We start from the raw sequence: 21,105 nt of genomic DNA on the forward strand, positions 1-21,105 counted from the left end.
ATATCAACCTCCTTTAGGAGGGGCTTAGAGTAGCCCCGCCTGTTTGAGTATGCTTTTTATAGTTTTAGTTGGTAAGTCTTTCTTAGGATGAGGGATGGTGACTAATCCGGGTTTGCTAGGATGTTTAAACTGATGATGACTGCCAGTCGTTCTTACTATGTACCATCCATCTTGCTGTATCATTTTGATTAATTCTTTTGAAGAGTAACTCTTCATTTCCCTCCCTCCTTGATTTTATTATAACACGTATTATAATACGTATCAATATTTTTTCGTTATTTTTTGCTTTTTTGTCGTGTAAATGCCACTAATAAATGAATAAGGTTGAGTAAACTTTCTGTATTGCGTCACCCGTTTGGGTGGCGTTTTTCTTTGGACACAAAAAGCCCTTTGGTGGAGGGGACATCCATACCAAAGGGGAAGAAGGTACTATTAGCTATATAAATAGCACATTCTTTTCCAAATGTAAAGGACTTTCAGAATCAGTCTTTTGTTGGATTTTGACGAATGAGTGTGGTAGGAAGACGCCTCTTTTTGTCGAATGGAGTAGGTGGAAGGAGATGAAAATTAACATGAAATATAAACACCTCTTCGAAAATCGCAAGGAGTTTTTATCTTACCTATGAGGGATTAAAACATAAGAAGAATACTGAAGTCATTAATGAAATCTGATGTTAGTCTAAACATCCATGAGTAATTTTACTCCTCACCTATGCATGAAAATCCATTTTTCTTTCCCATAATGGAGGATGATGTGACCGCTAAATAAAACTGAACAGAATTCGATTGATTAAATTGAACAGTTTTTAACCAGTTAGAAGCGTGCACTTTACATGGAGTGGCGTACATGATAGCCTCGTTTCATGCGGCTGATTCTTGTTGTTGCTCGCTTTTTAGGAAATATCTTGTACGCAGAGGCTCCATGTCAAGTGATAGGGATTACGCTGGAATTTCCAGAAAAGTGTTCACTCTTATTTAGCGAAAACTGTTCAATTTTTCTCGTCGGTTACACCGTGTACTTGCGATGATTAAAATTACATCTTTCTTCTAGGTTGAAAATAGCTATTTTAAATCGCTTTCATTATGTTCATTGCTCATAATTTACTATGTCGATATGATAGTAACAGAAAATTAAACTCTTATATATAACAAATTTTAAAGTATGATAAACCAATTTTGGAAAAATGGGGGATCGTTATTCTGACGTACGAAGGAACATAATTGGTATGGTGAAAAGCAAAATCGCAAATAGCTGACTGTCCAACATTTGTTGTCTATACTCAAATGTCGGTTTTTGTCTTTATGTTAAAAAATTCAAAAAACAAAAAATTTAAAAATAAAAAAGTGAAATTTTAAAACAATTAAAAGATGTTATTATCTATCATATAACCAAGGGGGGAATAATGGCTGAAATATTGATTGTTGATGATGACAAACATGCAAGAACGGAAATTAGAACGTTTATTGAAGAAAGTAAATTTCGTTTTCTTACTATTTACGAGGCAAATACAGCTCAAAGAGGCATGATCCTTCTGAAACAAAATCGACCGAGCGTGCTAATTTTGGATATCTCATTACCAGATATGGACGGAATTAGATTCGGAAGATCTGCGTTACAATTGTATTCAGACTTGCCAGTTATTGTTGTGACGCAGTTGAAAATGTTTGAGTTTGTACAGGAAGCGATTAATTCAGGTTTTTCAGCATATTTGTTGAAACCGCTTTCCAGAAATGAATTGTATGAAACGCTGGAGAGGATTTTACCTATGGGGCTTAACCGAGAGATCACTCAAACTATCAATGGGAATAGAAATTTTTCTTCAGACTTAAAAAACCCTATTGAAAGTGCTATTCAGTTTATTCAGATGAACTATGGATACCCTCTTACGTTAAAAGAGGTAGCGGATCATGTATATTTAAGTCCATCCTATTTTAGTCGATTATTTAAAGAAGAAGTGGGCATGACGTTTGTGGAATATTTGTCGTTTGTTAGAGTGCAGAAAGCGAAAAGTTTACTTAGATTTTCCAGTCTGCCGATTGAAGCCATAGCTCATAATACGGGATTTTCTAATCCTGGTTACTTTGCGACTACTTTCAAAAAAATTGTGGGAAAAACCCCAAGTGAATATCGGGAGCAATTCTATTTTCAGGAAAAGGGGGTGAAGTCGTGATTGCTATAAAAAAAGAATTGGAGCGTTGTAAAAAGGAAGGGCTTTCAGGTGTACTTGGAACAATTATTTCGACAGAAGGATCTACTTATCAAAAAGCAGGAGCAAAATGTTTTATTTCAGAAGACCGGAAGCTCACTGGGCTTTTAAGTGGCGGATGCGTGGAATCAGATATTATTGAACACGCCATGAAGGTTCTTGAGACTGGAAAACCGACTGTCATCCATTACGATTTTTACGGAGACGATGACATCGTTTGGGGTCTTGGGGTTGGTTGCAACGGAAAAATGAATATTTTTTTACAGCCGTATCTTCCTATCAAGCAACCTGAAAAGGCAGCAATTATTGATCGATACTTTTCAGACTCTCTTCAAAAAACGTTACACACTGTCACGATTGTGAAAGCGAAAGACGAATCGCTGCAAGGGAAAATGTGGATCATTGATAGTGCTTTCGATAATAGCGACATACCTATCTCTGTTTGGGAGATTGCCGTCGATTATATGATGAGAAAAAAGGATTTGAAAAATGAAATGGTTTATTTAGGTGGCGAGCAAGATTTGTACGTGTATTATGAATCAACAAGTCCACCGCCTCATCTTATCGTTTTCGGTGCAGGTCCTGATGCCATTCCACTTGTCAAAATGGCGAAAAATTTGAAGTGGCTAGTTACTGTGCTTGATTATCGCTCATCTTATTGTAATGAAGAAAATTTCCCAGAAGCCGATTTCATTCATGTCTATCCTGCTGGTAGCGTACCAAACGTTTCCCTTCATGAAAACTCATATGTTGTTATTATGACACACAACTTCTTGCATGATAGGGAAATTTTAGAATCTATTTTAAATTCAAATGCGGCCTACATCGGACTATTAGGACCGAGAAAAAGAACGGATAGATTGATTGCGACAAGCAACACCCTCCTATCCAATGAAAATGTCTATCGCATCCATAGTCCGATTGGACTTGATATCGGAGCGAAAACGCCAGAAGAAATCGCACTCAGTATTTTGTCTGAAATCATGATGGTATATAGAGGGGGAACCGGAAGGAAACTGTCGCAACTGGCATCTATGGCGCATTCTGTATGAAGGAGGTGCCAGTCTATTAAGATGAGAAAGAACCTATGGGGAATTATCTTAGCTTCAGGTTTTTCAAAGCGCATGGGAAAACCAAAGCTGCTTCTTCCGTACAAAGGTAAACCTATTATCCGGCATGTGATTGATGAAAGTATGGAGTCGCGTTTAAGCGGTGTGGTTGTCGTAGTCAATCCCGAGGTTGCCGAGCTTAGAAATGAAGTTTCTAGGTCGTGCGTGAGCAAACTCGTTTTGAATGAACAGGCAGGACAAGGAATGTCAACATCGTTAAAAGCAGGGCTGATGAATCTACCTTTAACGGCTGATGCTGCTGTTGTGTTGCTCGGTGATCAGCCGCTTGTCTCATCAGAAGATATAGATGCGGTAATTAAATGTTATGAATCGAATGGCGGCCCACTCATTGTCCAAGCAAGCTATCAATCAAAAAGAGGGCATCCTGTTCTGTTTGATTGCTCGATGTTTCCACATCTTTTCAATTTAACAGGCGATGAAGGCGCGAGATCTGTTTTAAAAATGTTCTCGAATAAGATCTGTTTTGCTAGAATCGATAAACCATTCCCAAGTGATATTGATACACCAGAAGACTATGAGCAGCTTCTTAGGAAGGAGGTAAAGTTAAATGGGCAAAGTGATTGGTAAAAGAGTAACACGTGTAGAAGATAAAAGATTACTGACAGGGAAGGGAAAATACATCGATGATATCGGAACGCCGCCTAATACAGCTCATGTGGCTATTTTAAGAAGTCCTCATCCTCACGCAAAAATCATTTCTATCGATTATTCTGAAGCATTAGAAATTCCAGGAGTAAAAAGCGTAGTCACAGGTAAGGATGTTCAACCTTTGTTAAATCCTTTCAGTGTTGGAGTAAGTGCGCCTGTCAAATACTATCCAATTGCTATTGATAAAGTGCGTTACGTTGGTGAGCCGGTAGCGGTTGTAGTGGCAAAAAATCGTTATATTGCGGAAGATGCTTTAGAAAAAATTAAGGTGAAATACGAAACGCTCGAACCTGTTGTAGACATTGAGCGTGCACTCGAAGATGGAGTGCCTATTTTGCATGAAAATGTCGGCTCGAACATCGCCAATCATCGAACGTTTCACTACGGAGATGTTGATAAGGCATTTCAGCAAGCGGACAAAATCATAAAACACCGCTTTCATTTTCCGAAATATTCCGCGACACCGGTTGAAACATACGGTATTATTGCACAATATGACGAAAGCACGGATAGTTACACGGTTCATGCGAACTTCCACGGTCCGTTTGTTCTTCATTCGATTATGGCTGGTGCGTTAAAAGTACCAAGCAACCGGTTACGGATCATTATTCCGAAAGATATCGGTGGCAGCTATGGAATTAAAGCAGGTATATACCCTTACATCGTGCTTTGTTCTGTGGTCAGCCGTCTTGTGGGATGTCCGGTGAAATGGATAGAAGACCGTCAGGAACATTTGGCAGCTAGTTCAAGCTGTACAGATCGTGTGACATACATTGAAGCGGCAGTGAAAAATGACGGAAAAGTGCTCGGTTTAAAAATGAAAATCAAGGACAACGTTGGTGCGTATATCCGGGCGCCAGAACCTGCTTGTCTGTATCGGAACCACGCAAACACAACAGGTGCCTATGACATTCCCAACTTGATGATTGATGCCTATGCAGTAATGACAAATAAATTGCCGACGGGTCTCATCCGAGGATACGGCGGACAGGAGACGTATTTTCCTCTTGAACGGACCATGCAAATGATTGCTGATGAATTAGGAATGGATCCAGCTGATGTAATTAGACGAAATTTAATTAAAAAAGAGCAGTTCCCTTATAAAACTGCATCTGGTGGAGTGTATGATAGCGGCGATTATGAAAAAGCGTTTGATCTTTTATTAAAAACTGGTAAATACGAAGAATTTCGCAAGAAACAAATGGAAGCGCGAAAGAAAGGAAAACTGCTTGGCGTTGGATTAGCGGTTATCGTCGAACCATCAGGCTCCAATATGGGGTACATTACGATTGCACTGACTCCAGAAGAAAGGAAAGCAGGATTACCAAAATCAGGTTGTACCGAAGCAGCGACGATTTCAATCGATCCGATGGGAAATGTAAATGTCCGCATCAGTACAACACCTACCGGTCAAGGACATGAAACTGTCGCAGCCCAAATCGTTTCAGAGATACTAGGCATTCCGCATGACAAAATTAACGTTGTAGCTGAACTTGATACGGCCACAAGTGCATGGTCCATTGCATCTGGCAGTTATTCAAGCCGTTTTGCATCAATGGGATCGAGTGCTGTTTACTACGCAGTGCAAAAAGTAAAGCGCAAGCTCATTAAAATTGCGGCTCACTTATTACAGATTGACGAAGAAGGTTTAACGATCAAAAATAGTCAGATTATTTCGAAAACTGATCCATCCAAATCAATATCTCTTAAGCGAGTGGCTGGATCAGCACATTGGAATCCACTTTCTTTGCCGAAAGGAATGGAGCCTGGTATTTATGAAACAGCCTATTATACAGCTCAGGCAGAGCCGCCGGATGATAATGACCTTATTAACTCGTCGATTACGTATGGTTTTGTAGCTGATTTGGTCACAGTGGAAATCGATACAGAAACTGGTGAAATCCATATTCTTGATTATTACACTGTCCATGATGCCGGCAAATTGCTAAATCCGCTTATTGTCGATGGACAAATTTTAGGTGGTCTTGTGCATGGGCTTGGTGGTGCTATGTATGAAGAGCTCGTATACGATGATAAGGGTCAGTTTTTAACTGGATCATTTATGGATTACTTATGCCCTACAGCAACAGAAATACCAAGAGTGACTATCAAACATATTGAAACACCTTCACCGATTACACCACTTGGTGCGAAAGGACTTGGAGAAGGCAACACAATGAGTGCACCTGTTGTCATTGCTAATGCTGTAAACGATGCATTGAAACCTTACGGCGTGATCATTGATTCACTACCTATAACACCTAATAAGGTATGGAATCTTATTAATCAGTCAACAAAACAGGAGGAATTAACATGAACGGAAGCGGAAAAGTAGCATTGAATGCAGGAATCGAAAAGGCATGGGATGTATTGCTTGATCCACAGGCATTAAAAAACTGTATTATGGGTTGTACGAAGCTGGAGCCTGTTGGAGAGAACAAATATGAAGCGGTATTGTCTATCGGAATCGCTGCTGTTAAAGGAAAATATGAATCAACCATTGAAATTGCCGATATTCAAAAGCCGAACCATTACAAGCTCATTGTAAAAGGGGAAGGAGGTCCTGGTAGTGTCGAAGCCACTGGGGTGGTGGATCTCGTTCCAATTGACGAAAATACAACAGAGTTGCGGTATACGTACGATGCGGAAGTTGGCGGCAAAGTGGCGATGGTTGGTCAAAGAATGTTAAACGGCGTTGCTAAATTGATCATTCAGGATTTCTTTAAAAAATTTAATAAAGAACTAGCTAAAAGTGAACAATCCGTCTAAATAGATTGAGACAGAAAGGAGGGAGGTTCGTGAAGCCGGCAAAATTTGATTATTATTGCCCGAAAACAGTAGCCGAAGCACTTTCGCTTTTAGAAGAAATAGGGTTTGATAGCAAAATAATTGCCGGAGGTCAAAGCCTTGTGCCGATTATGAATATGAGACTGTCAACACCTGAATATTTAATTGATATTAACCAGTTGAAAGATTTGCAATTCATTGAATTTGACGGCAGCAAAATGAAAATCGGCGCGTTAACGAGACAGGCTGAAATGGAAATGTCAGGTGCAGTTCGTAAACATCTGGGGCTTCTGAGTGAAGCTGTTCCCTATATCGGCCACGTTCAGACGAGAAATCGTGGAACGTTTGGCGGAAGTCTTGTTCATGCTGATCCATCAGCTGAAATCCCACTATCATTAATGGCGCTCGGTGGCACACTTCGCATTGCTTCTAAAGATGAAGTGCGGGAAGTGAACGTGGAGAATTTTTTCGTCACTTATTTAACAACCGATATTATGCCGAATGAGTTGCTGACGGAAATTCACGTTCCAGTGCCAGAAGGAAGAATAGGATATTCATTTCATGAAATTTCACGACGCCACGGTGACTTCGCGCTCGTTGCCGCTGCCTGTCAATTGTCCATCGATAGTCAGGACCGCATTTCAAAAGTGAGATTGGTTTTGGGAGGAGTTGATGCGGTTCCGTTGTTGATTACAGAGGCAAGCGAGTTGATGGAAGGGGAGCTTTTGTCTGACCCGCTTCTAAATAAAATTGTCGATATTGTTGAGGAAGCCGTAAATCCAGAATCAGATCTGCACGCAACCGCTGATTACAGAAAGACACTTGCGAAAAAATTGGCAGTGCGTACAGTCAAAACAGCCTATGAACGAGCAAGGGGTGAAAACAAATGAGCGTTCATGAAATTGAAGTTACAATAAACGGAAAAAAATATCAAGAACAAGTTGAATCCAGAATGTTGCTCAGCGATTTTTTGCGAGAAATGTGCGGTCTCACTGGCACACATGTAGGCTGTGAGCATGGCGTGTGCGGTGCTTGCACTATCCATTTAAACGGTTCGGCTGTCAGGAGCTGTCTTATCTTTGCGGTACAGGTGGATGGACAGGAAATAACAACGGTAGAAGACTTGGCAAAAGATGGTGAATTGACGCTGCTGCAAAGAAATTTCATTGAGTGTCATGGTCTTCAGTGTGGTTTCTGTACACCAGGTATCTTAATGTCAACAACCGACTATCTGCAAAAAAACCCGAATCCAACACTTCAGGAAATTAAAGAAATGCTATCCGGACATTTATGCCGTTGCACAGGATATGAAGGGATTATAAAAGCTATTCAAAAAACAATTGATGAGAACAATCACAATTATGATGTTGAAAGGGGATGATGAAATGAATCTTGTCACGATATTCGATTTCGCTGTTGAACGTTTTCCGAATCGAGTCGCCGTTGTAGAAGGAGACAGAAGGTATACGTACAGACAGTTTCATAAGGAAGTGACGAAAGTAGCATCCTCTCTTCAAAAAATTGGTATCAAGCAGCATGACCGCGTAATGATTCTGTTGAAAAACCGCTTCGAAAATCCGATCATTTACTGGGCGCTTCAAAAAATTGGAGCCGTGTACACGCCGATCAATTTCCGCCTGGCCGTGAAAGAAGTAGAGTACTGTGTAAACGATGCGGAGGCGACGGCTGTTGTATATGAAAGTGCCAGCCAGGAATCCGTTTTGAAAGCGAACTTTCAGCAAAGACCGATCCTGATTGGTGTTGGAGAAGTCGAAGGGGCTGACATTTATTATAACGAGCTCGTCGATAGAAGCCCTGAAAGTTTTGAAAAACCGCTGATCAATGATGATGATGTGGCTATAATGCTTTATACATCTGGCACAACAGGAAAACCAAAGGGAGTTCCGCGGACCCATAAAAACGAATACAGTGCAGCTCTTGCCCATATTATTCAAAACCAATATCAAGATGGCGAAAGTACATTGGGTACGATGCCACTCTATCATACGATGGGAATGCGCTCTCTTTTATCCATCATGTTTTTAAATGGTAAATACGTTATTTTGCCTGATTTCGACGCTAAAGAAGCGCTTGAATTATTGGAACGCGAAGAAATCACATCGCTTTATTTAGTGCCTACATTATATCATGACATTTTAAATCATGAGGAATTTCATAACTATGATTTGTCCAAGTTGAAGAAAATCGGATATGCTGGTGCACCAATGACAACCGCTTTAACGGAGAAGTGCGTTAAGATGCTGAAGCCGGAAGTTTTTGTTAACCATTATGGGAGCACAGAAATTTACACGTTTACGATCAATCCTAATGTTGCGGAAAAACCAGGATGTGCAGGCAAACCGGGATTACATCAAAACATCCGCATCGTTAAAGCCGACCCTAATGGTAATTCAACACCGGAAGATATTGTTGAAAAAGGGGAAATAGGTGAAATCATTGTCAATATTGAATCTCCTGAAAGCTTCAAAGGTTATTGGAATAGACCAGATGCTACAAAAAAAGCGATTAGGGATAGCTGGTATTTTACAGGAGACCTCGGCATGTTAGATGAGGATGGAGATTTATATGTTGTTGGACGTGTAGATGATATGATCATTTCCGGTGGAGAAAATATTCATCCGATTGAAGTGGAAGATGTTTTGTCAAAACATCCGAAAGTACATGAAGTGGCTGTCATTGGCGAAGAAGATGAGCGCTGGGGGCAAATTGTAGCCGCATATGTCGTTCCAAAAGATCCATCGCTCACAAGCCAGGAACTAGACCATTATTGCAAGAACAATACAACACTTTCCAATTTTAAACGTCCGAGAAAATATGTATTTATTAAAGAAATACCAAAAAGCCCCGTTGGGAAAATTCTTCGTCGCAATATAAGAAATGGAGAATTTGAACTTTATATAAATGAAAAAGTAGTTTATTAAAAAATACTAATATTAAGAAAGGGGAACCAATGATGGAAGCAGTAAAACAATATGATCACATTCGCGTGGAAAAAAATCAGGAGAAAAAGACGGCTACTATTGTTTTCGACCGTCCAGAAAAAATGAACTATATCAGTATGCTTGCGCGCTCTCAATTTTCCGAAATTTTTGATAAGTTAAACAAAGACGATGATGTTCGTGTCATCATCATTAAAGGAGAAGGGACTCAGGCATTTAGTGCAGGAGGAAATATTCCAGAGTTTATGGAAGTACACCCAGAAGAACTTTCACATCTTGCTGTAAATGTTGCGGCGCCGGAACGCTCTCCAAAGCCGGTGATCGCCCAACTACAAGGTTATACATTTGGAGTTGGTCTTGAAATTGCGATGGCTTGCGATTTCCGCATCGCTGCTGATGATACGCTTCTAGCGCTGCCAGAGATGAATCTTGGTATGATTCCAGGAAGCGGCGGAACACAGAGGGTAGCAAAAATAGCTGGATTAACCCGCGCGAAAGACATGATTATGAGGGCAAGAAGAATACCAGCTGACGAAGCATATCAATGGGGTCTTATCACCAAAGTAGTTCCAAAAGCAGATCTTGAAAATGAAGTCAATGCTCTTGCAGATGAACTTATGAAATTTTCACCACTTGCGCTAAAAGTATGTAAACAAGTACTGAATGCAGCCTATGAAACACCACTTAGCGCAGGCCTTGAAATTGAAGGAAAAGCATATGGTTTGCTCCGTACAACGGAGGATTTCAGAGAAGGTGTAGCGGCGTTCGTGGAAAAAAGAAAACCGAACTTTAAAGGTAAATAAGCCAAAAACTTCAGGGAGCGGAAATCGTTCCGCTTCCTAAAGTTGAAATTAAAATTAACTGAAAATTAAAAAAAATATATACAAGAAAGGTGGGTCTGTATGAGTGTAAATACGGAGACAACTGTTCAGCAAACTTCTCCGTTGGCATTATCGATTAGTAGAAAGCAAATGATGATAGCCGTTATGGCGTCCCTGTTGGGATGGTCGTTGGATTTGTATGATCTCTTTATTCTGCTCTATGTTGCGCCTGAATTAGGGAAGCTGTTTTTCCCGACAGATAAGCCCACGCTCTCATTGGCCGCTGTGTATGCTTCCTTTGCTGTTACACTGTGTATGCGTCCGCTTGGCTCGGCGCTTTTTGGTACCTATGCCGATCGCAACGGAAGGAAACGGGCAATGGTTGTGGCCGTGTCGGGTGTAGGGATTTCTACCGCACTGTTGGGAGCGCTGCCAACGGTAGCTCAAATCGGTGCTGCTGCTGCGATTATATTTATTGTTCTTCGTTTAATCCAAGGTGTATTTGTCGGAGGAGTCGTTGCCTCCACTCATACGATTGGTACCGAATCCGTACCGGAGAAGTGGCGAGGCTTGATGTCCGGTCTTGTCGGCGGGGGCGGTGCTGCTCTTGGTGCATTGCTGGCTTCTATTGTATATTTCGTCTTATCCAACATTTTTTCCGGACCGGAATTCAGCGAGTGGGGCTGGCGTTTTATGTTCTTTACCGGCATATTGAGCTCTGTTCTCGGACTGTTCGTATTCAAAAAGCTTGAGGAGTCTCCTTTATGGGTGCAACACAAAAAGACGCAAGAAGCGAAACAGGAAAACCAGCAGTCTCCGGTGAAAATGGTATTCACCAAATACTTGTCAGTTTTATTGATTAATTTGATGATTGTGATCGGCGGTGGATCAGCATATTATCTAACTTGCGGGTATCTGCCTACCTTTTTAAAAGTAATTAATAATATCCCGCAGACGGTATCCTCTATGATTCTTATGATAAGCAGCATTTCTGCCATGATCGCTTCTGTTGCTCTTGGTCATTTGAGCACCATTATTGGTAGAAAAAAAACGTTCATTTTACTAGGTATCGTGAATCTGATTGTTCTCCCGTACTTATATACAGAATTGGCAGCCGCTCAAGATCTGACACTGATTACACTCTATGCAATGGGACTGGCGTTTTTAGGTAATGGATCATATGCTCCCGTACTGATCTTTTTGAATGAACGTTTCCCAACGGCTATTCGTTCGACAGGTACCGGACTGTCCTGGAATATGGGGTTTGCCGTAGGTGGAATGATGCCGACTTTCGTAACAATGGCCAGCAGCCAAACCTCGGATATTCCATTATCCTTGACGTATTTCTCGATTGCTCTCTTCCTCTTGTATTTGTTGGGAAGCTTCATCATTCCGGAAACAAAAGGAAATTTTAAGTGATCAGTTAAATGAATTACTCCAATAAGTTTAGACAACAGATTTACCTTTCCAAATTTGCAATAGAATGATAACGTTTTCAGGTAGCGGCACAGAACTTTGTAAGGTCAAAAAGCTCCGACACTGCCTTTGTCAAATACTTGCACCAAAATTAGATTTGTATAGCAACCAATCGTTTTTTGTCAATCGCAATGAAATTTGGCGAACCGCCTAGTGCGGACCAGCATGTCAGGCGATGCGAGAGGCTGGGGGCAGTTATCCACCTTCTTCTCTAGTAAGATCTTTAAGCGGAAACGTTTCTAGTTCCAGTTTCATTCAAATGAATTCTTTAGACGAATAATAGTAAATTGTAAATCGCTTGCTCCAAGTATTTTATCCATATAATGCTTGGTTGGCATAGTTAGGCTTACTTGTTTCCATTTGATTTTATCAACTTTTTCAGCATGGATGGGTGGCAGTCTGTATTGAATCTTTTGATTGATATTGGGATGAAAGTGGATACAAAATGGAGTAAGAAATAAATTACCTTGAGAAGTATGTCAATTATAAAGAGTAATGCACATATATTAAACTGCGTGTCAAGGCTGATTATGTTTTGGTTCTTACGTTCTTTTGGTGAATGATTACCTATCATCCTGTTGGAGATTTTTATTGTTTTATTAAAATAATGATTATAGCCTATAGAGAACACGTTTTTCTAACAGAGCGAATCCAGCTCGGCCATCATCATTCGTTTAATCGTTTTCAACCGGTTGATTGGCCCTTCCAGCACACCATGGCTGTATGGGAGAAGAAAAGCGTGTTTTACGGCCTGCCAATCGCTGCGCAAACGCCGAGCATATCAAATGCCATCGATCGTAAACAGGAAGGATGGAAGGATTGGACATCCCTTGACGGAATCCTGTCAATCCATCCCGGCTCATCCCTTGTACATGGGAATCGATTTTCAGCCATTCCGTAAGTGTTTGCGGCAGCCGATTGGGCAAAAGAGCAACAGGATGATGACGGCAAAGATCACAAATGATCGCTCCATACGTATGGCCTTTTCGAAAAGCAACATCATCGACTCCGAGGAAAGGGAGACACCTCTACAGGAATAGGAGTTTTGTGAATCATCGTTAACAATGAATCATGGCTGATAGGCAGATGAATCGCCTGTGCTATTCTTTCCGCAGCTAAACAACTCGTGGAAAAGGCCATTTGTCGCAAAGGGTGTTCTGCCCGAAGCGTAGACGGCCAGGCGGCGCTAGCCAGTCATAACGCTCTGTAAACACTTGAACGGAACAGGAAGAATCATCACAAACCCACTTTCGAGAAATCAGCAGGAGTTGAACAGGCTGATCAGCGATAGGAAGATCTTGAATCACACGTGTATACCGACAATGCGGGCGAGAGGAAACATAATGACAGGCAGGGAGAAGACTCTCGGTTGCTTTTTACCGTTAAACGCAAACCATCATCGACATCAGACACATCGAGTCACTCGATAGTGGAATCAAGAGGAGGCCAAGAAAGGGGAATCATCGTTATGACCCCCTTTATTTTGATTATCCCCATGTAGTTAATAGAAAGTCATCTCCCCAAATTAGCGTAAGAACCTATGTTTTCCCCAAAATCGTCGGTTTAAAATTCCCCAGAAGGACCTTTCATTGATCCTTCTGTTTTTCTTGTTGGATCCTCTTTTCCCGTAATCGATAGCTTTCCCCCTTTAGATGAAAAATGATGGAATAGTGCAGTAATCGATCTAACATCGCCGTCGCCAACACCGAGTCTCCCACGACTTCTCCCCATTCTCCGAAGCTTTTGTTGGAGGTAAGGATAATCGGGGCATGCTCATACCGACGAGCGATCACTTGAAATAAGTAATGAGCACTGTTTGGGTCCAGTTTTAAGTATCCCATTTCATCAATAATGAGAACCGTTGGTTTCACAAAGACCCGAAGCTTTTTCTCCAGCTTTCCTTCCTGATCGGCTCTTCTTACCTGAGTCACTAAATCATGGGCCGTCATAAAATACGTTTTATATCCTCTTGCGGTCGCCTCCATTCCAATCGAAATGGCCAGATGTGTCTTTCCAATCCCCGGTGGACCGAGAAAGAGGATATTTTCTTTCCGGTCAATAAAGGACAACGTAAGCAGCTTGATGTTAGTCTAAAAAGTGGACACACCAAATAGAGACGTTATAATCAAACTAATTACATTAAGGGAGTGTCCAACGTGGGTAAACGTTTTGATAAAGAATTTAAACTTCATGCCGTCAAGTTAGTTGTAGAAGAAGGAAGCACTATCGCTGAAACAGCGCGACAGCTCGATTTATCACCAAAAACATTGCATAGATGGGTAAGCGACTATAAAGAGAATCCCGTTCACAGTTTTGTTGGGAGTGAAAACCTCCGACCGGAAGAGCAAGCATTGCGAGAAGCACAAAAGCGAATTCGTGACCTGGAAGAGGAAAACGCCATCCTAAAAAAGGCGATGAGCCTCTTCGCCAAAAACTAGAAGTAATTTATACTTTTATCGAACAGCATAAACAAGAATTCCGCGTGGCGAAGATGTGTGAAGTCTTTCGTGTATCTCGAAGTGGGTTTTATGCTTGGCGGAAACGACGAATGAGTGCCCAGAGACAAAGAAAACAGACGATGGTAAACGAATTCACATTGAATCGCGTCCACTGTACGGCAGCCCGAAAATCACGAAAATGTTACAACAGGAAGGAATTCCAATCTCACAAAAGACGGTGGCACGCTGGATGAAGGAAGAAGGAATTCGTTCGAAAACGAAGAAAAAACACAAACCAGCCAGTTCTTCTCCTCATCAGCTGCCTAACCTATCCCAACCTGCTGGAACAACAGTTTCATGCCGAAAAGCCCAATCAAATATGGGGGCGGACATTACGTACATTTGGACGGCCGAGGGGTGGCTTTATCTTGCCAGCATCATGGATTTGTTTTCCCGAAGAATGGTCGGATGGGCCATCAGTGAACGAATGAATCGCCAATTAGGGATGAGGGCATTAGAGAGAGCGGTTCAGAAGCGTCAACCGCCACTTGGGTTGATTCATCACTCTGATCAAGGATCACAATATGCTTCTCATGACTATCAGGCGATGTTGCGTAAATATGGCATGAAAACCAGCATGAGCCGCAAAGGCAATTGTTATGACAACGCTTGTATTGAATCATTTCATGGGGTTATAAAAAAAGAACGAATCTATCAGACTCGTTATAAAACAAGGGAGGAAGCAAAAAAGAGCATATTTGAGTATATAGAAATATTTTACAACAATAAACGTATTCACTCCGCAACAGAGTATTTTTCGCCATCCGAATACGAACGTATGGATTATAAAAAGGGAGCTTAATGAACATATTATATAGAATAGTGAGATCCGAAAATTTCCCTTTTAAAAATAATTGGGACAACGTCGTCATTATTTTTAAAAGGCTACCAAGCGATAGCGCAGTAGCTGCGAAAAAAATTTATAAATTTTTGTGTCTACTTTATTGACCTACTATCAAAATGCATATCAATGGTTACAATCTTATAAAGAGGATTTTCATTCTAAAACCTAGATCCATTTCAATCAAACAAAAGAAGATTGCATCGACCATCTAACGTTTAGCGGTTATGCCTATGCTGTCCATTACTATCATGTAGAAAAAGACCCAAAAACAAAAGAAGCATTAGAAAAAGCAAAGAATCTATTTTTTCGCATGGTTCAAGCAAACGATTTGAACGAAAGAGAGAAACTGATAGAAGAGTTCGATAGAATGTATTAAGAGTTTTCTTTATTTCAAAATAAACGATGATTTAGGAACGAGTGATCCACACGGTTGCTCTTTTTATTTTTTTACAAGGAAGATGGTTCAATGAAGTTTATCAAAGAGAGTGCGTTTGATCTGACCTACAAAGAATCCAACTCTTTGCTTCCAGTTTGTTTTGAAATAGTTGATGGATTGGGATGTTTATTTGCTTTTGGGGAGATGGGGAATGAAAAGTCAATCTGTTATCGGGGGCATTGAGAAGCTTTCGCAGTTGAGTTTAGATTTTCATAATGGTCTCGTGATTTTTCAGCACTGAGAAAGGCGAGATCATGCTGGACAAATCCTGCTGCGGTTGGCCCAAGCAGATAAATGATAGATAAGAAGGCTGATTCACTGAACAGTTCGATCATGAGGGGTTCGATTGGTTCTGTCAACTCCCTCTTTTTTTTGCGCGATTATATGATTTTTTTACTTCGAAGGAATGGCAAAATCCCCTGTTCAACTCTATTGGCGGAATGAACAGGGGATGACAAGCTTACAGCGGGATTTTTCTTCATTTTTTCGCTCCGTTTCATTCATTGACTCAGCATCATTTGAATTTGCTCAGGTGTTAAATTATGAATAAATTCAATTGGATCAATCGCTTGAATTCCAAACTCCTCGCATTTTTCCAAATATCGTAGATAAGCTTGTTCATACATTTCCATCTGATGCTGTCCCCCTTTTTGTCGTTTGTTTGCTGTTGTTTAGAGATAGCGGCTCTGTTATTCTTCCTGTTGGCTCATGCATTTTTCGCATTCATATAAATAGGATTCGCGCTGTTCTACAATTTCTTCCCCGCATTCTTGGCATTGCTTTGGCGGTAACGGATGGAATGTTAACATGCTGGTAGCTCCCTTCCTGTTTTCAATTTGTTGATTATATTGTATTATAACAGATATCAAAAATCAATATCTGTTATATAATTAATTTAAAAATTTTTTGCCATCTTGATCTTCAAAACAAAGAGATGCATGAAGTTTTGAAGGACAAATCCCCTGAAGCTTTGTTACTCGTAAAACAAAAGAAAGTCCACATATTTGCTGTCCAGTCTCAAGCCTTAGCAGACACGATCCGTTTTCCGCGTTTTTTGCCGTGTTGAATGTTTGTAAAAAGAGTGTAAGGCTTGTTATTTTTGTTTATATTTACTGTAAATTTAAACATTATTGGAATAAAAAACCTTATAATGGTACCGAAGAGGCCCAGATGTATAGGGTCTATAAAACCATGGGGGGAATGGCGATGAAAGCAAAGCAAGCGTTATTACTCAAAGTGGGGGCATCATTATTAACCATTATGCTATTGGGAGCATGCAACAATGAAGAGGATCAACCAGATAATGGAACGAATCAGATAGAAGAAACGGACGAAAATACAGAGCAGTCAGAGGATAATCAATAAACAAACGGAAAAGGCGGCTATTTTCTTTTAGCCGCTTTTTTCATCGAACGATTGAAAAAGGGGGTTCAAATGATCATGGTTAGGTGAAGCGAGGGAACCATCGGCTCAGAAAAAAATTTACAATTTATTCTCATTTCCTCAACATTTCTGTTTTAATCTGAAGATGTAGCACTTTCTTTAAAAAGGAGTTTGACGCGCGATGACAAAGCTTTTACAGCAGGCTTACACGTTGGAATGTCGGATGTTCCGAACCATTAATCGTTATTTTGACTACGAATGGCTCAATATTTATTTTCGATTGGTTACACATGTTGGCGGCGCCACTTTTTCGATTGTCGCTGTGCTGCTGGCGATGATTTTCTTTGAGCAGGAGTGGCGCATGACGGCGGTTGCCAGCGCGTGTGCTTTAGCCGCCAGTCACATCCCTGTTGCTGTGATGAAGCGCCTCTATCCGCGGCCGCGGCCATACGTTGTTTTATCGGAAGCAAAGGTATATGGTCCGTTAAAAGATCATTCATTCCCTTCTGGGCATACAACAGCTGTATTTGCGATCGTCATTCCATTTGTTTTCGCATTGCCTGTTTTGTCGTTTGGTCTTTTACCGATTGCTTTCAGTGTGGCCATTTCTCGAATTTATTTAGGGCTTCATTATCCTTCTGATGTTTTGGCTGGCTGTTTGCTTGGAACAGCTGCCGGTGCGTTTGCTTTTTACTTGCTTCTTTAAATGCTGAAGAGGAGGGGCTCGCATGAGAGTTTCGCTTTTTACGGATACGTTTGTGCCTGAAATCAATGGTGTGGCGCGGACATTAAAGCGCCTAACCGATTTTTTTGAAAAGAAAAACATCGAATACAAAGTGTTTGCGCCGGAAATCCCAGATTACCCGTTCTTTCATTCCCGCATTCACCGCTTGAGCAGCTTTCGTTTCTTTTTATATCCGGAATGCCGTGTGGCCGTTTCGAATGTGTTGCAAATGAAAGCGGAGCTACAAGCTTTTCAGCCTCATCTTATCCACGTTGCTACCCCTTTTAACATCGGGCTTTGCGGTTTGCATTATGCAAAAAAAATGCAAGTTCCCCTAGTCGGATCGTACCATACAAATTTTGATCACTATTTGCGTTATTACGATTTACAATTTCTCTCGAATTTTTTCTGGCGCTACATGTATTGGTTTCATCGTTCAATGCAAAAAATCTTTGTTCCATCACAGGATACAATGGAGCAATTAAAGCGGCGAGGCTTTACGAATTTGCATCTTTGGCCACGCGGGGTTGATTGTTCATTGTTTCATCCTTATTATCATCAGCGTGAAGTGAGAGAAAAGTATAACATTGATGAAAAATATCTTCTTGTTTATGTTGGCAGAATAGCGGTAGAAAAAGATGTCCAGCTTTTGCCTGAAATCGCTAAACGTCTGCCGGAATCATTACGGGATCACGTTCACTGGCTGATGGTCGGCGATGGTCCGTTAAAGGAGGAGATGCAGCAGCGTGCACCAGAACGCATGACCTTTGTTGGCTATTTGCAAGGAAGCGACTTAGCGAAAGTGTACGCGGCGGCCGACTTATTTGTGTTTCCATCGGCGACGGAGACCTTTGGAAATGTCGTGTTAGAATCGTTAGCGAGCGGCACGGCTGTGATTGGCGCCAACAGCGGTGGTGTGAAAAGCATTATGCAGCACGGAGCATTCGGCTATTTATGTGAGCCGAGAGCGATCGATGAATTTGCGGCTGCCATTGTCCGCTTTCTGTCAAACGACACACAACGAAAACAAATGGAGCTTGCGGGGCGCGCCTATGCACTCACCCAAAATTGGGAGGTTATTTTCGAAAACTTAATTTCTGAATATGAAAAAGTATGGCGCCACCATGCGGAGAGGCTACATGCATAGCGTGTGGGGAGACAAACAAAAGAATAAGTTTATATACTTTCGATTCATTACAAACTCAAGATGTATTGATATCACTAGCGATGTTTATTTTATGTGTTTTCCGCAACTGATCAAGATCAGGGTTAATTTGCCAGTTTGGCTTCATGCACAGAAGGATGACAAGCTTCTGATGAAAGCTGTCGTCGACCTCCAATGCTGCTAAAATCCCTAGGAATCGACGACAGTTTATTTTTATAAAAAATCTTGGCACAATCAGCAATTGCCCCCATTTCTGATTTTCGCTATAATAAAACCAACCATTCCACCCAACGAGAGAAACACGGCAACATCAACATTTTTTTGGGTTTGTATCTTAACTATCAGGGATTGAAACGAAAGCTGTTTACACCTGGTGAAATCGATAAGCTTTGTTTGTATCTTAACTATCAGGGATTGAAACCGCGGAGTCTACTTTGAAGAAAAAGGTTAACGGCATTGGTTTGTATCTTAACTATCAGGGATTGAAACTCATTCGATGCAACAATTTTGATCCAACTTCCATTATGTTTGTATCTTAACTATCAGGGATTGAAACGAATAATTTGATTCTGATAGCTTAGCCTCCAACTTGCGTTTGTATCTTAACTATCAGGGATTGAAACCATTACCTCTAAAATATGCAAGAGGTCAAGCGTATTTGTTTGTATCTTAACTATCAGGGATTGAAACATCTTTTTCTCGCGCTCCTCACGCCCCTTGTCAATCGTTTGTATCTTAACTATGAGGGATTGAAACATGGATGTGTGAAGGAGTTTCATTTCTGGGCTAGCGGTTTGTATCTTAACTATGAGGGATTGAAACTTTCTGAATTTGTTCCGCCAAAAGTGGCAGAACAGATGTTTATATCTTAACTATGAGGAATTGGGTTTTTATAAATGATAGGAAAATCGATAAAATAAAAGCATGGTTTTATTTATTTAGTAAATTTAATTTTCTCGCCGTTAATTAGAGCGATTTTATAAAGAATCGTTCTACCAGCCAACTGGAGGACACTGAATGAGCTTAATGCTCGTTTGGTGTCCTTTTTTATTTGTAAGGAGGTCATTTGCATGAATCTGATCCAGCAATATTAAAGGTGGCAAAGAAAATGTATAGAAGTGCTACTGATGAGGATAAAAAAGTGATTGCTGGAATGATCTTTGATCTGGAATTTGCCATTGAGTGGATGGAAACAGGAAGAAGACCCGGAAATCGTCGCGGTATTGAACGTAGGGCAGCGTATCAGTGTGAGAAGATTTTTGTCCCATTACTGATGCAAAAATATTTCCGTTCCAGTAAACCTACTTACGAATGGGACGATCACGAAAAAGAAGATGTCATCACGAGTTAGGATCGGGAGCGTATTGAGGATGCCTTGTCTGTACTGACGCAGCGAGAACGAGAAGTTTATTTGATGTCGCGGGGATATTGCCTCACATATAGCGAAATTGCCAATTATCTTTGTATATCATCCAGTAGCGTTCAAACGATGATTACAAGAGACGAGAAAAAAATTAAAAAACGCATAAAAGAAAGCCTCTTCTGCTTGTGTAGCTGAAGAGGCTTTTCCTTTCATCGCTTGAAATCAAAATCGTTTCGAACGTTGATTCCTAGACGCTCTTTAATGGCAAATTGCAACAACTGTGAAAAATTGATTCCTTCGGCTTCTGCGGCATCGTTTAACCATTTCGGAATCGTTAACGTTTTCTTAATGGCTTTATTGGCCATCTCTTCACGAATGTAGTCGGTTCTTGCCTCGATGACAGAAACGAATGCGCCTTTTGGCAATTCAATATCTTTCGGATTGGAAGGGGAAGGGATGGATTCGTTATCTTCTTCCATTCCATATAGATAACCTTCCAAAGCGTCTTTTGCCATGCGAAAGGCTTCTTCTAATGTTTCGCCTTCTGTGATGCATCCCGAAAGGTCAGGGAAAGTAACGGTATACCCTTCACTTCCGTCAGTGCCAGGGTCGAAAATCGCTGGAAAATAATATTTAGCCAATAGAAAAAACCTCCTTTCGCAG

The 21,105-nt window shown here is 40.9% G+C and carries 22 protein-coding genes, 2 pseudogenes and 1 CRISPR repeat array; of the genes and pseudogenes, 17 read left to right on the forward strand and 7 right to left on the reverse strand.

The annotated features are described in order from the left end of the window. Positions 1–24 precede the first annotated feature (24 nt). Entirely contained in the window at positions 25–216 is a 192-nt protein-coding gene (locus GFC28_RS01455; RefSeq protein ID WP_044741988.1) for a type II toxin-antitoxin system HicA family toxin, read from the reverse strand. A gap of 1,187 nt (positions 217–1,403) precedes the next feature. Between GFC28_RS01455 and GFC28_RS01465 the strand changes: the two genes are divergently transcribed. The 10 genes from GFC28_RS01465 to GFC28_RS01510 all read left to right on the forward strand — a co-directional run bounded on the left by GFC28_RS01465 (position 1,404) and on the right by GFC28_RS01510 (position 11,972). Beyond that, positions 1,404–2,171: a helix-turn-helix transcriptional regulator gene (locus tag GFC28_RS01465; protein ID WP_044741882.1), complete on the forward strand. Its 768-nt coding sequence runs from the start codon at positions 1,404–1,406 to the stop codon at positions 2,169–2,171. Continuing rightward, positions 2,168–3,259: an XdhC family protein gene (locus GFC28_RS01470; RefSeq protein ID WP_044741883.1), complete on the forward strand. Its 1,092-nt coding sequence runs from the start codon at positions 2,168–2,170 to the stop codon at positions 3,257–3,259. The genes GFC28_RS01465 and GFC28_RS01470 overlap by 4 nt, the downstream gene beginning before the upstream one ends. Before the next feature lie 21 nt (positions 3,260–3,280). Continuing rightward, positions 3,281–3,904, forward strand: a complete 624-nt coding sequence (locus GFC28_RS01475) for a nucleotidyltransferase family protein (protein WP_044741884.1) — start codon at positions 3,281–3,283, stop codon at positions 3,902–3,904. Then, entirely contained in the window at positions 3,885–6,302 is a 2,418-nt protein-coding gene (locus GFC28_RS01480) for a xanthine dehydrogenase family protein molybdopterin-binding subunit (protein WP_044741885.1), read from the forward strand. The genes GFC28_RS01475 and GFC28_RS01480 overlap by 20 nt, the downstream gene beginning before the upstream one ends. After that, the gene (locus GFC28_RS01485) at positions 6,299–6,754 is read left to right on the forward strand and encodes an SRPBCC family protein (RefSeq protein ID WP_052660917.1); all 456 of its coding nucleotides are present in this window, start codon (positions 6,299–6,301) and stop codon (positions 6,752–6,754) included. The genes GFC28_RS01480 and GFC28_RS01485 overlap by 4 nt, the downstream gene beginning before the upstream one ends. A 29-nt stretch (positions 6,755–6,783) precedes the next feature. Then, positions 6,784–7,662, forward strand: coding sequence for an FAD binding domain-containing protein (locus tag GFC28_RS01490; protein ID WP_044741887.1), 879 nt, complete (start codon positions 6,784–6,786; stop codon positions 7,660–7,662). Next, the gene (locus GFC28_RS01495) at positions 7,659–8,153 is read left to right on the forward strand and encodes a (2Fe-2S)-binding protein (RefSeq protein WP_044741888.1); all 495 of its coding nucleotides are present in this window, start codon (positions 7,659–7,661) and stop codon (positions 8,151–8,153) included. Before GFC28_RS01490 ends, GFC28_RS01495 begins: the two co-directional genes overlap by 4 nt. 4 nt (positions 8,154–8,157) lie before the next feature. Then, complete coding sequence (locus GFC28_RS01500; protein ID WP_044741904.1) at positions 8,158–9,714, forward strand: class I adenylate-forming enzyme family protein; 1,557 nt, start codon at positions 8,158–8,160, stop codon at positions 9,712–9,714. A gap of 32 nt (positions 9,715–9,746) precedes the next feature. After that, on the forward strand, positions 9,747–10,535 hold the full coding sequence (locus GFC28_RS01505) for an enoyl-CoA hydratase/isomerase family protein (RefSeq protein ID WP_044741889.1): 789 nt from the start codon (positions 9,747–9,749) through the stop codon (positions 10,533–10,535). A gap of 99 nt (positions 10,536–10,634) precedes the next feature. Further along, positions 10,635–11,972, forward strand: a complete 1,338-nt coding sequence (locus GFC28_RS01510; RefSeq protein ID WP_082063469.1) for an MFS transporter — start codon at positions 10,635–10,637, stop codon at positions 11,970–11,972. 731 nt (positions 11,973–12,703) lie between these two features. On the opposite strand, the gene GFC28_RS18600 is transcribed toward GFC28_RS01510, so the two are convergent. From GFC28_RS18600 to istB, 3 genes and pseudogenes are all read right to left on the reverse strand, one after another. Beyond that, complete coding sequence (locus tag GFC28_RS18600) at positions 12,704–12,994, reverse strand: hypothetical protein (protein ID WP_335340438.1); 291 nt, start codon at positions 12,992–12,994, stop codon at positions 12,704–12,706. A gap of 150 nt (positions 12,995–13,144) precedes the next feature. Next, the gene (locus GFC28_RS20150) at positions 13,145–13,336 is read right to left on the reverse strand and encodes a hypothetical protein (protein ID WP_231883451.1); all 192 of its coding nucleotides are present in this window, start codon (positions 13,334–13,336) and stop codon (positions 13,145–13,147) included. Between the two features lie 279 nt (positions 13,337–13,615). Continuing rightward, positions 13,616–14,110: pseudogene (gene istB, locus GFC28_RS01520) on the reverse strand (IS21-like element helper ATPase IstB); the annotation flags it as partial. Between the two features lie 75 nt (positions 14,111–14,185). Here istB and GFC28_RS19575 point away from each other — a divergent pair. The 3 genes from GFC28_RS19575 (at position 14,186) to GFC28_RS19130 (ending at position 15,990) form a co-directional block, all read left to right on the forward strand. Then, positions 14,186–14,467 carry a transposase gene (locus GFC28_RS19575; protein WP_044741891.1) on the forward strand — a complete coding sequence of 94 codons (282 nt, stop codon included), beginning with the start codon at positions 14,186–14,188 and terminating at the stop codon, positions 14,465–14,467. A 94-nt stretch (positions 14,468–14,561) separates the two neighbouring features. Further along, a complete protein-coding gene (locus tag GFC28_RS01530; RefSeq protein ID WP_082063473.1) occupies positions 14,562–15,329 on the forward strand; it encodes an IS3 family transposase in 768 nt (255 codons plus the stop codon). Positions 15,330–15,837: 508 nt separating this feature from the next. Beyond that, positions 15,838–15,990 (forward strand): hypothetical protein, encoded by a 153-nt coding sequence (locus GFC28_RS19130; protein WP_156487497.1) that lies wholly within the window; start codon positions 15,838–15,840, stop codon positions 15,988–15,990. 317 nt (positions 15,991–16,307) lie between these two features. Here GFC28_RS19130 and GFC28_RS19940 read toward each other — a convergent pair whose 3' ends face one another. Together GFC28_RS19940 and yhfH are read right to left on the reverse strand one after the other, a co-directional pair. Next, complete coding sequence (locus tag GFC28_RS19940) at positions 16,308–16,439, reverse strand: hypothetical protein (RefSeq protein ID WP_255357516.1); 132 nt, start codon at positions 16,437–16,439, stop codon at positions 16,308–16,310. A gap of 57 nt (positions 16,440–16,496) precedes the next feature. After that, positions 16,497–16,616 carry a protein YhfH gene (gene yhfH / locus GFC28_RS18610; RefSeq protein WP_080862588.1) on the reverse strand — a complete coding sequence of 40 codons (120 nt, stop codon included), beginning with the start codon at positions 16,614–16,616 and terminating at the stop codon, positions 16,497–16,499. A gap of 397 nt (positions 16,617–17,013) precedes the next feature. Here yhfH and GFC28_RS01535 point away from each other — a divergent pair, with 397 nt between their 5' ends. The 4 genes and pseudogenes from GFC28_RS01535 to GFC28_RS01555 all read left to right on the forward strand — a co-directional run bounded on the left by GFC28_RS01535 (position 17,014) and on the right by GFC28_RS01555 (position 20,637). Next, positions 17,014–17,172, forward strand: coding sequence for a hypothetical protein (locus GFC28_RS01535; protein WP_156487498.1), 159 nt, complete (start codon positions 17,014–17,016; stop codon positions 17,170–17,172). Positions 17,173–17,371: 199 nt separating this feature from the next. Beyond that, complete coding sequence (locus tag GFC28_RS01540) at positions 17,372–17,896, forward strand: phosphatase PAP2 family protein (protein ID WP_044741893.1); 525 nt, start codon at positions 17,372–17,374, stop codon at positions 17,894–17,896. Between the two features lie 22 nt (positions 17,897–17,918). Beyond that, positions 17,919–19,061, forward strand: a complete 1,143-nt coding sequence (locus tag GFC28_RS01545) for a glycosyltransferase family 4 protein (protein ID WP_044741894.1) — start codon at positions 17,919–17,921, stop codon at positions 19,059–19,061. A 343-nt stretch (positions 19,062–19,404) separates the two neighbouring features. After that, a CRISPR array of direct repeats spans positions 19,405–19,968; the repeat unit is 30 nt; unit sequence GTTTGTATCTTAACTATGAGGGATTGAAAC. A gap of 219 nt (positions 19,969–20,187) precedes the next feature. Next, positions 20,188–20,637, forward strand: a pseudogene (locus GFC28_RS01555) (sigma-70 family RNA polymerase sigma factor). A 14-nt stretch (positions 20,638–20,651) separates the two neighbouring features. Here the strand turns inward: GFC28_RS01555 and GFC28_RS01560 are convergent. Further along, a complete protein-coding gene (locus GFC28_RS01560; protein ID WP_044741896.1) occupies positions 20,652–21,083 on the reverse strand; it encodes a type II toxin-antitoxin system HicB family antitoxin in 432 nt (143 codons plus the stop codon). Positions 21,084–21,105 lie beyond the last annotated feature (22 nt).

This window comes from Anoxybacillus sp. B2M1 (assembly GCF_001634265.1).
Taxonomy (GTDB): domain Bacteria; phylum Bacillota; class Bacilli; order Bacillales; family Anoxybacillaceae; genus Anoxybacteroides; species Anoxybacteroides rupiense.

Coding starts and splice junctions, on each gene's coding strand:
- GFC28_RS01455 (WP_044741988.1), bottom strand. CDS start 216: ATGAAGAGTTACTCTTCAAAAGAATTAATCAAAATGATACAGCAAGAT.
- GFC28_RS01465 (WP_044741882.1), top strand. CDS start 1,404: ATGGCTGAAATATTGATTGTTGATGATGACAAACATGCAAGAACGGAA.
- GFC28_RS01475 (WP_044741884.1), top strand. CDS start 3,281: ATGAGAAAGAACCTATGGGGAATTATCTTAGCTTCAGGTTTTTCAAAG.
- GFC28_RS01480 (WP_044741885.1), top strand. CDS start 3,885: ATGGGCAAAGTGATTGGTAAAAGAGTAACACGTGTAGAAGATAAAAGA.
- GFC28_RS01485 (WP_052660917.1), top strand. CDS start 6,299: ATGAACGGAAGCGGAAAAGTAGCATTGAATGCAGGAATCGAAAAGGCA.
- GFC28_RS01495 (WP_044741888.1), top strand. CDS start 7,659: ATGAGCGTTCATGAAATTGAAGTTACAATAAACGGAAAAAAATATCAA.
- GFC28_RS01500 (WP_044741904.1), top strand. CDS start 8,158: ATGAATCTTGTCACGATATTCGATTTCGCTGTTGAACGTTTTCCGAAT.
- GFC28_RS01505 (WP_044741889.1), top strand. CDS start 9,747: ATGGAAGCAGTAAAACAATATGATCACATTCGCGTGGAAAAAAATCAG.
- GFC28_RS01510 (WP_082063469.1), top strand. CDS start 10,635: ATGAGTGTAAATACGGAGACAACTGTTCAGCAAACTTCTCCGTTGGCA.
- GFC28_RS19130 (WP_156487497.1), top strand. CDS start 15,838: ATGAAGTTTATCAAAGAGAGTGCGTTTGATCTGACCTACAAAGAATCC.
- GFC28_RS19940 (WP_255357516.1), bottom strand. CDS start 16,439: ATGGAAATGTATGAACAAGCTTATCTACGATATTTGGAAAAATGCGAG.
- yhfH (WP_080862588.1), bottom strand. CDS start 16,616: ATGTTAACATTCCATCCGTTACCGCCAAAGCAATGCCAAGAATGCGGG.
- GFC28_RS01535 (WP_156487498.1), top strand. CDS start 17,014: ATGAAAGCAAAGCAAGCGTTATTACTCAAAGTGGGGGCATCATTATTA.
- GFC28_RS01540 (WP_044741893.1), top strand. CDS start 17,372: ATGACAAAGCTTTTACAGCAGGCTTACACGTTGGAATGTCGGATGTTC.
- GFC28_RS01545 (WP_044741894.1), top strand. CDS start 17,919: ATGAGAGTTTCGCTTTTTACGGATACGTTTGTGCCTGAAATCAATGGT.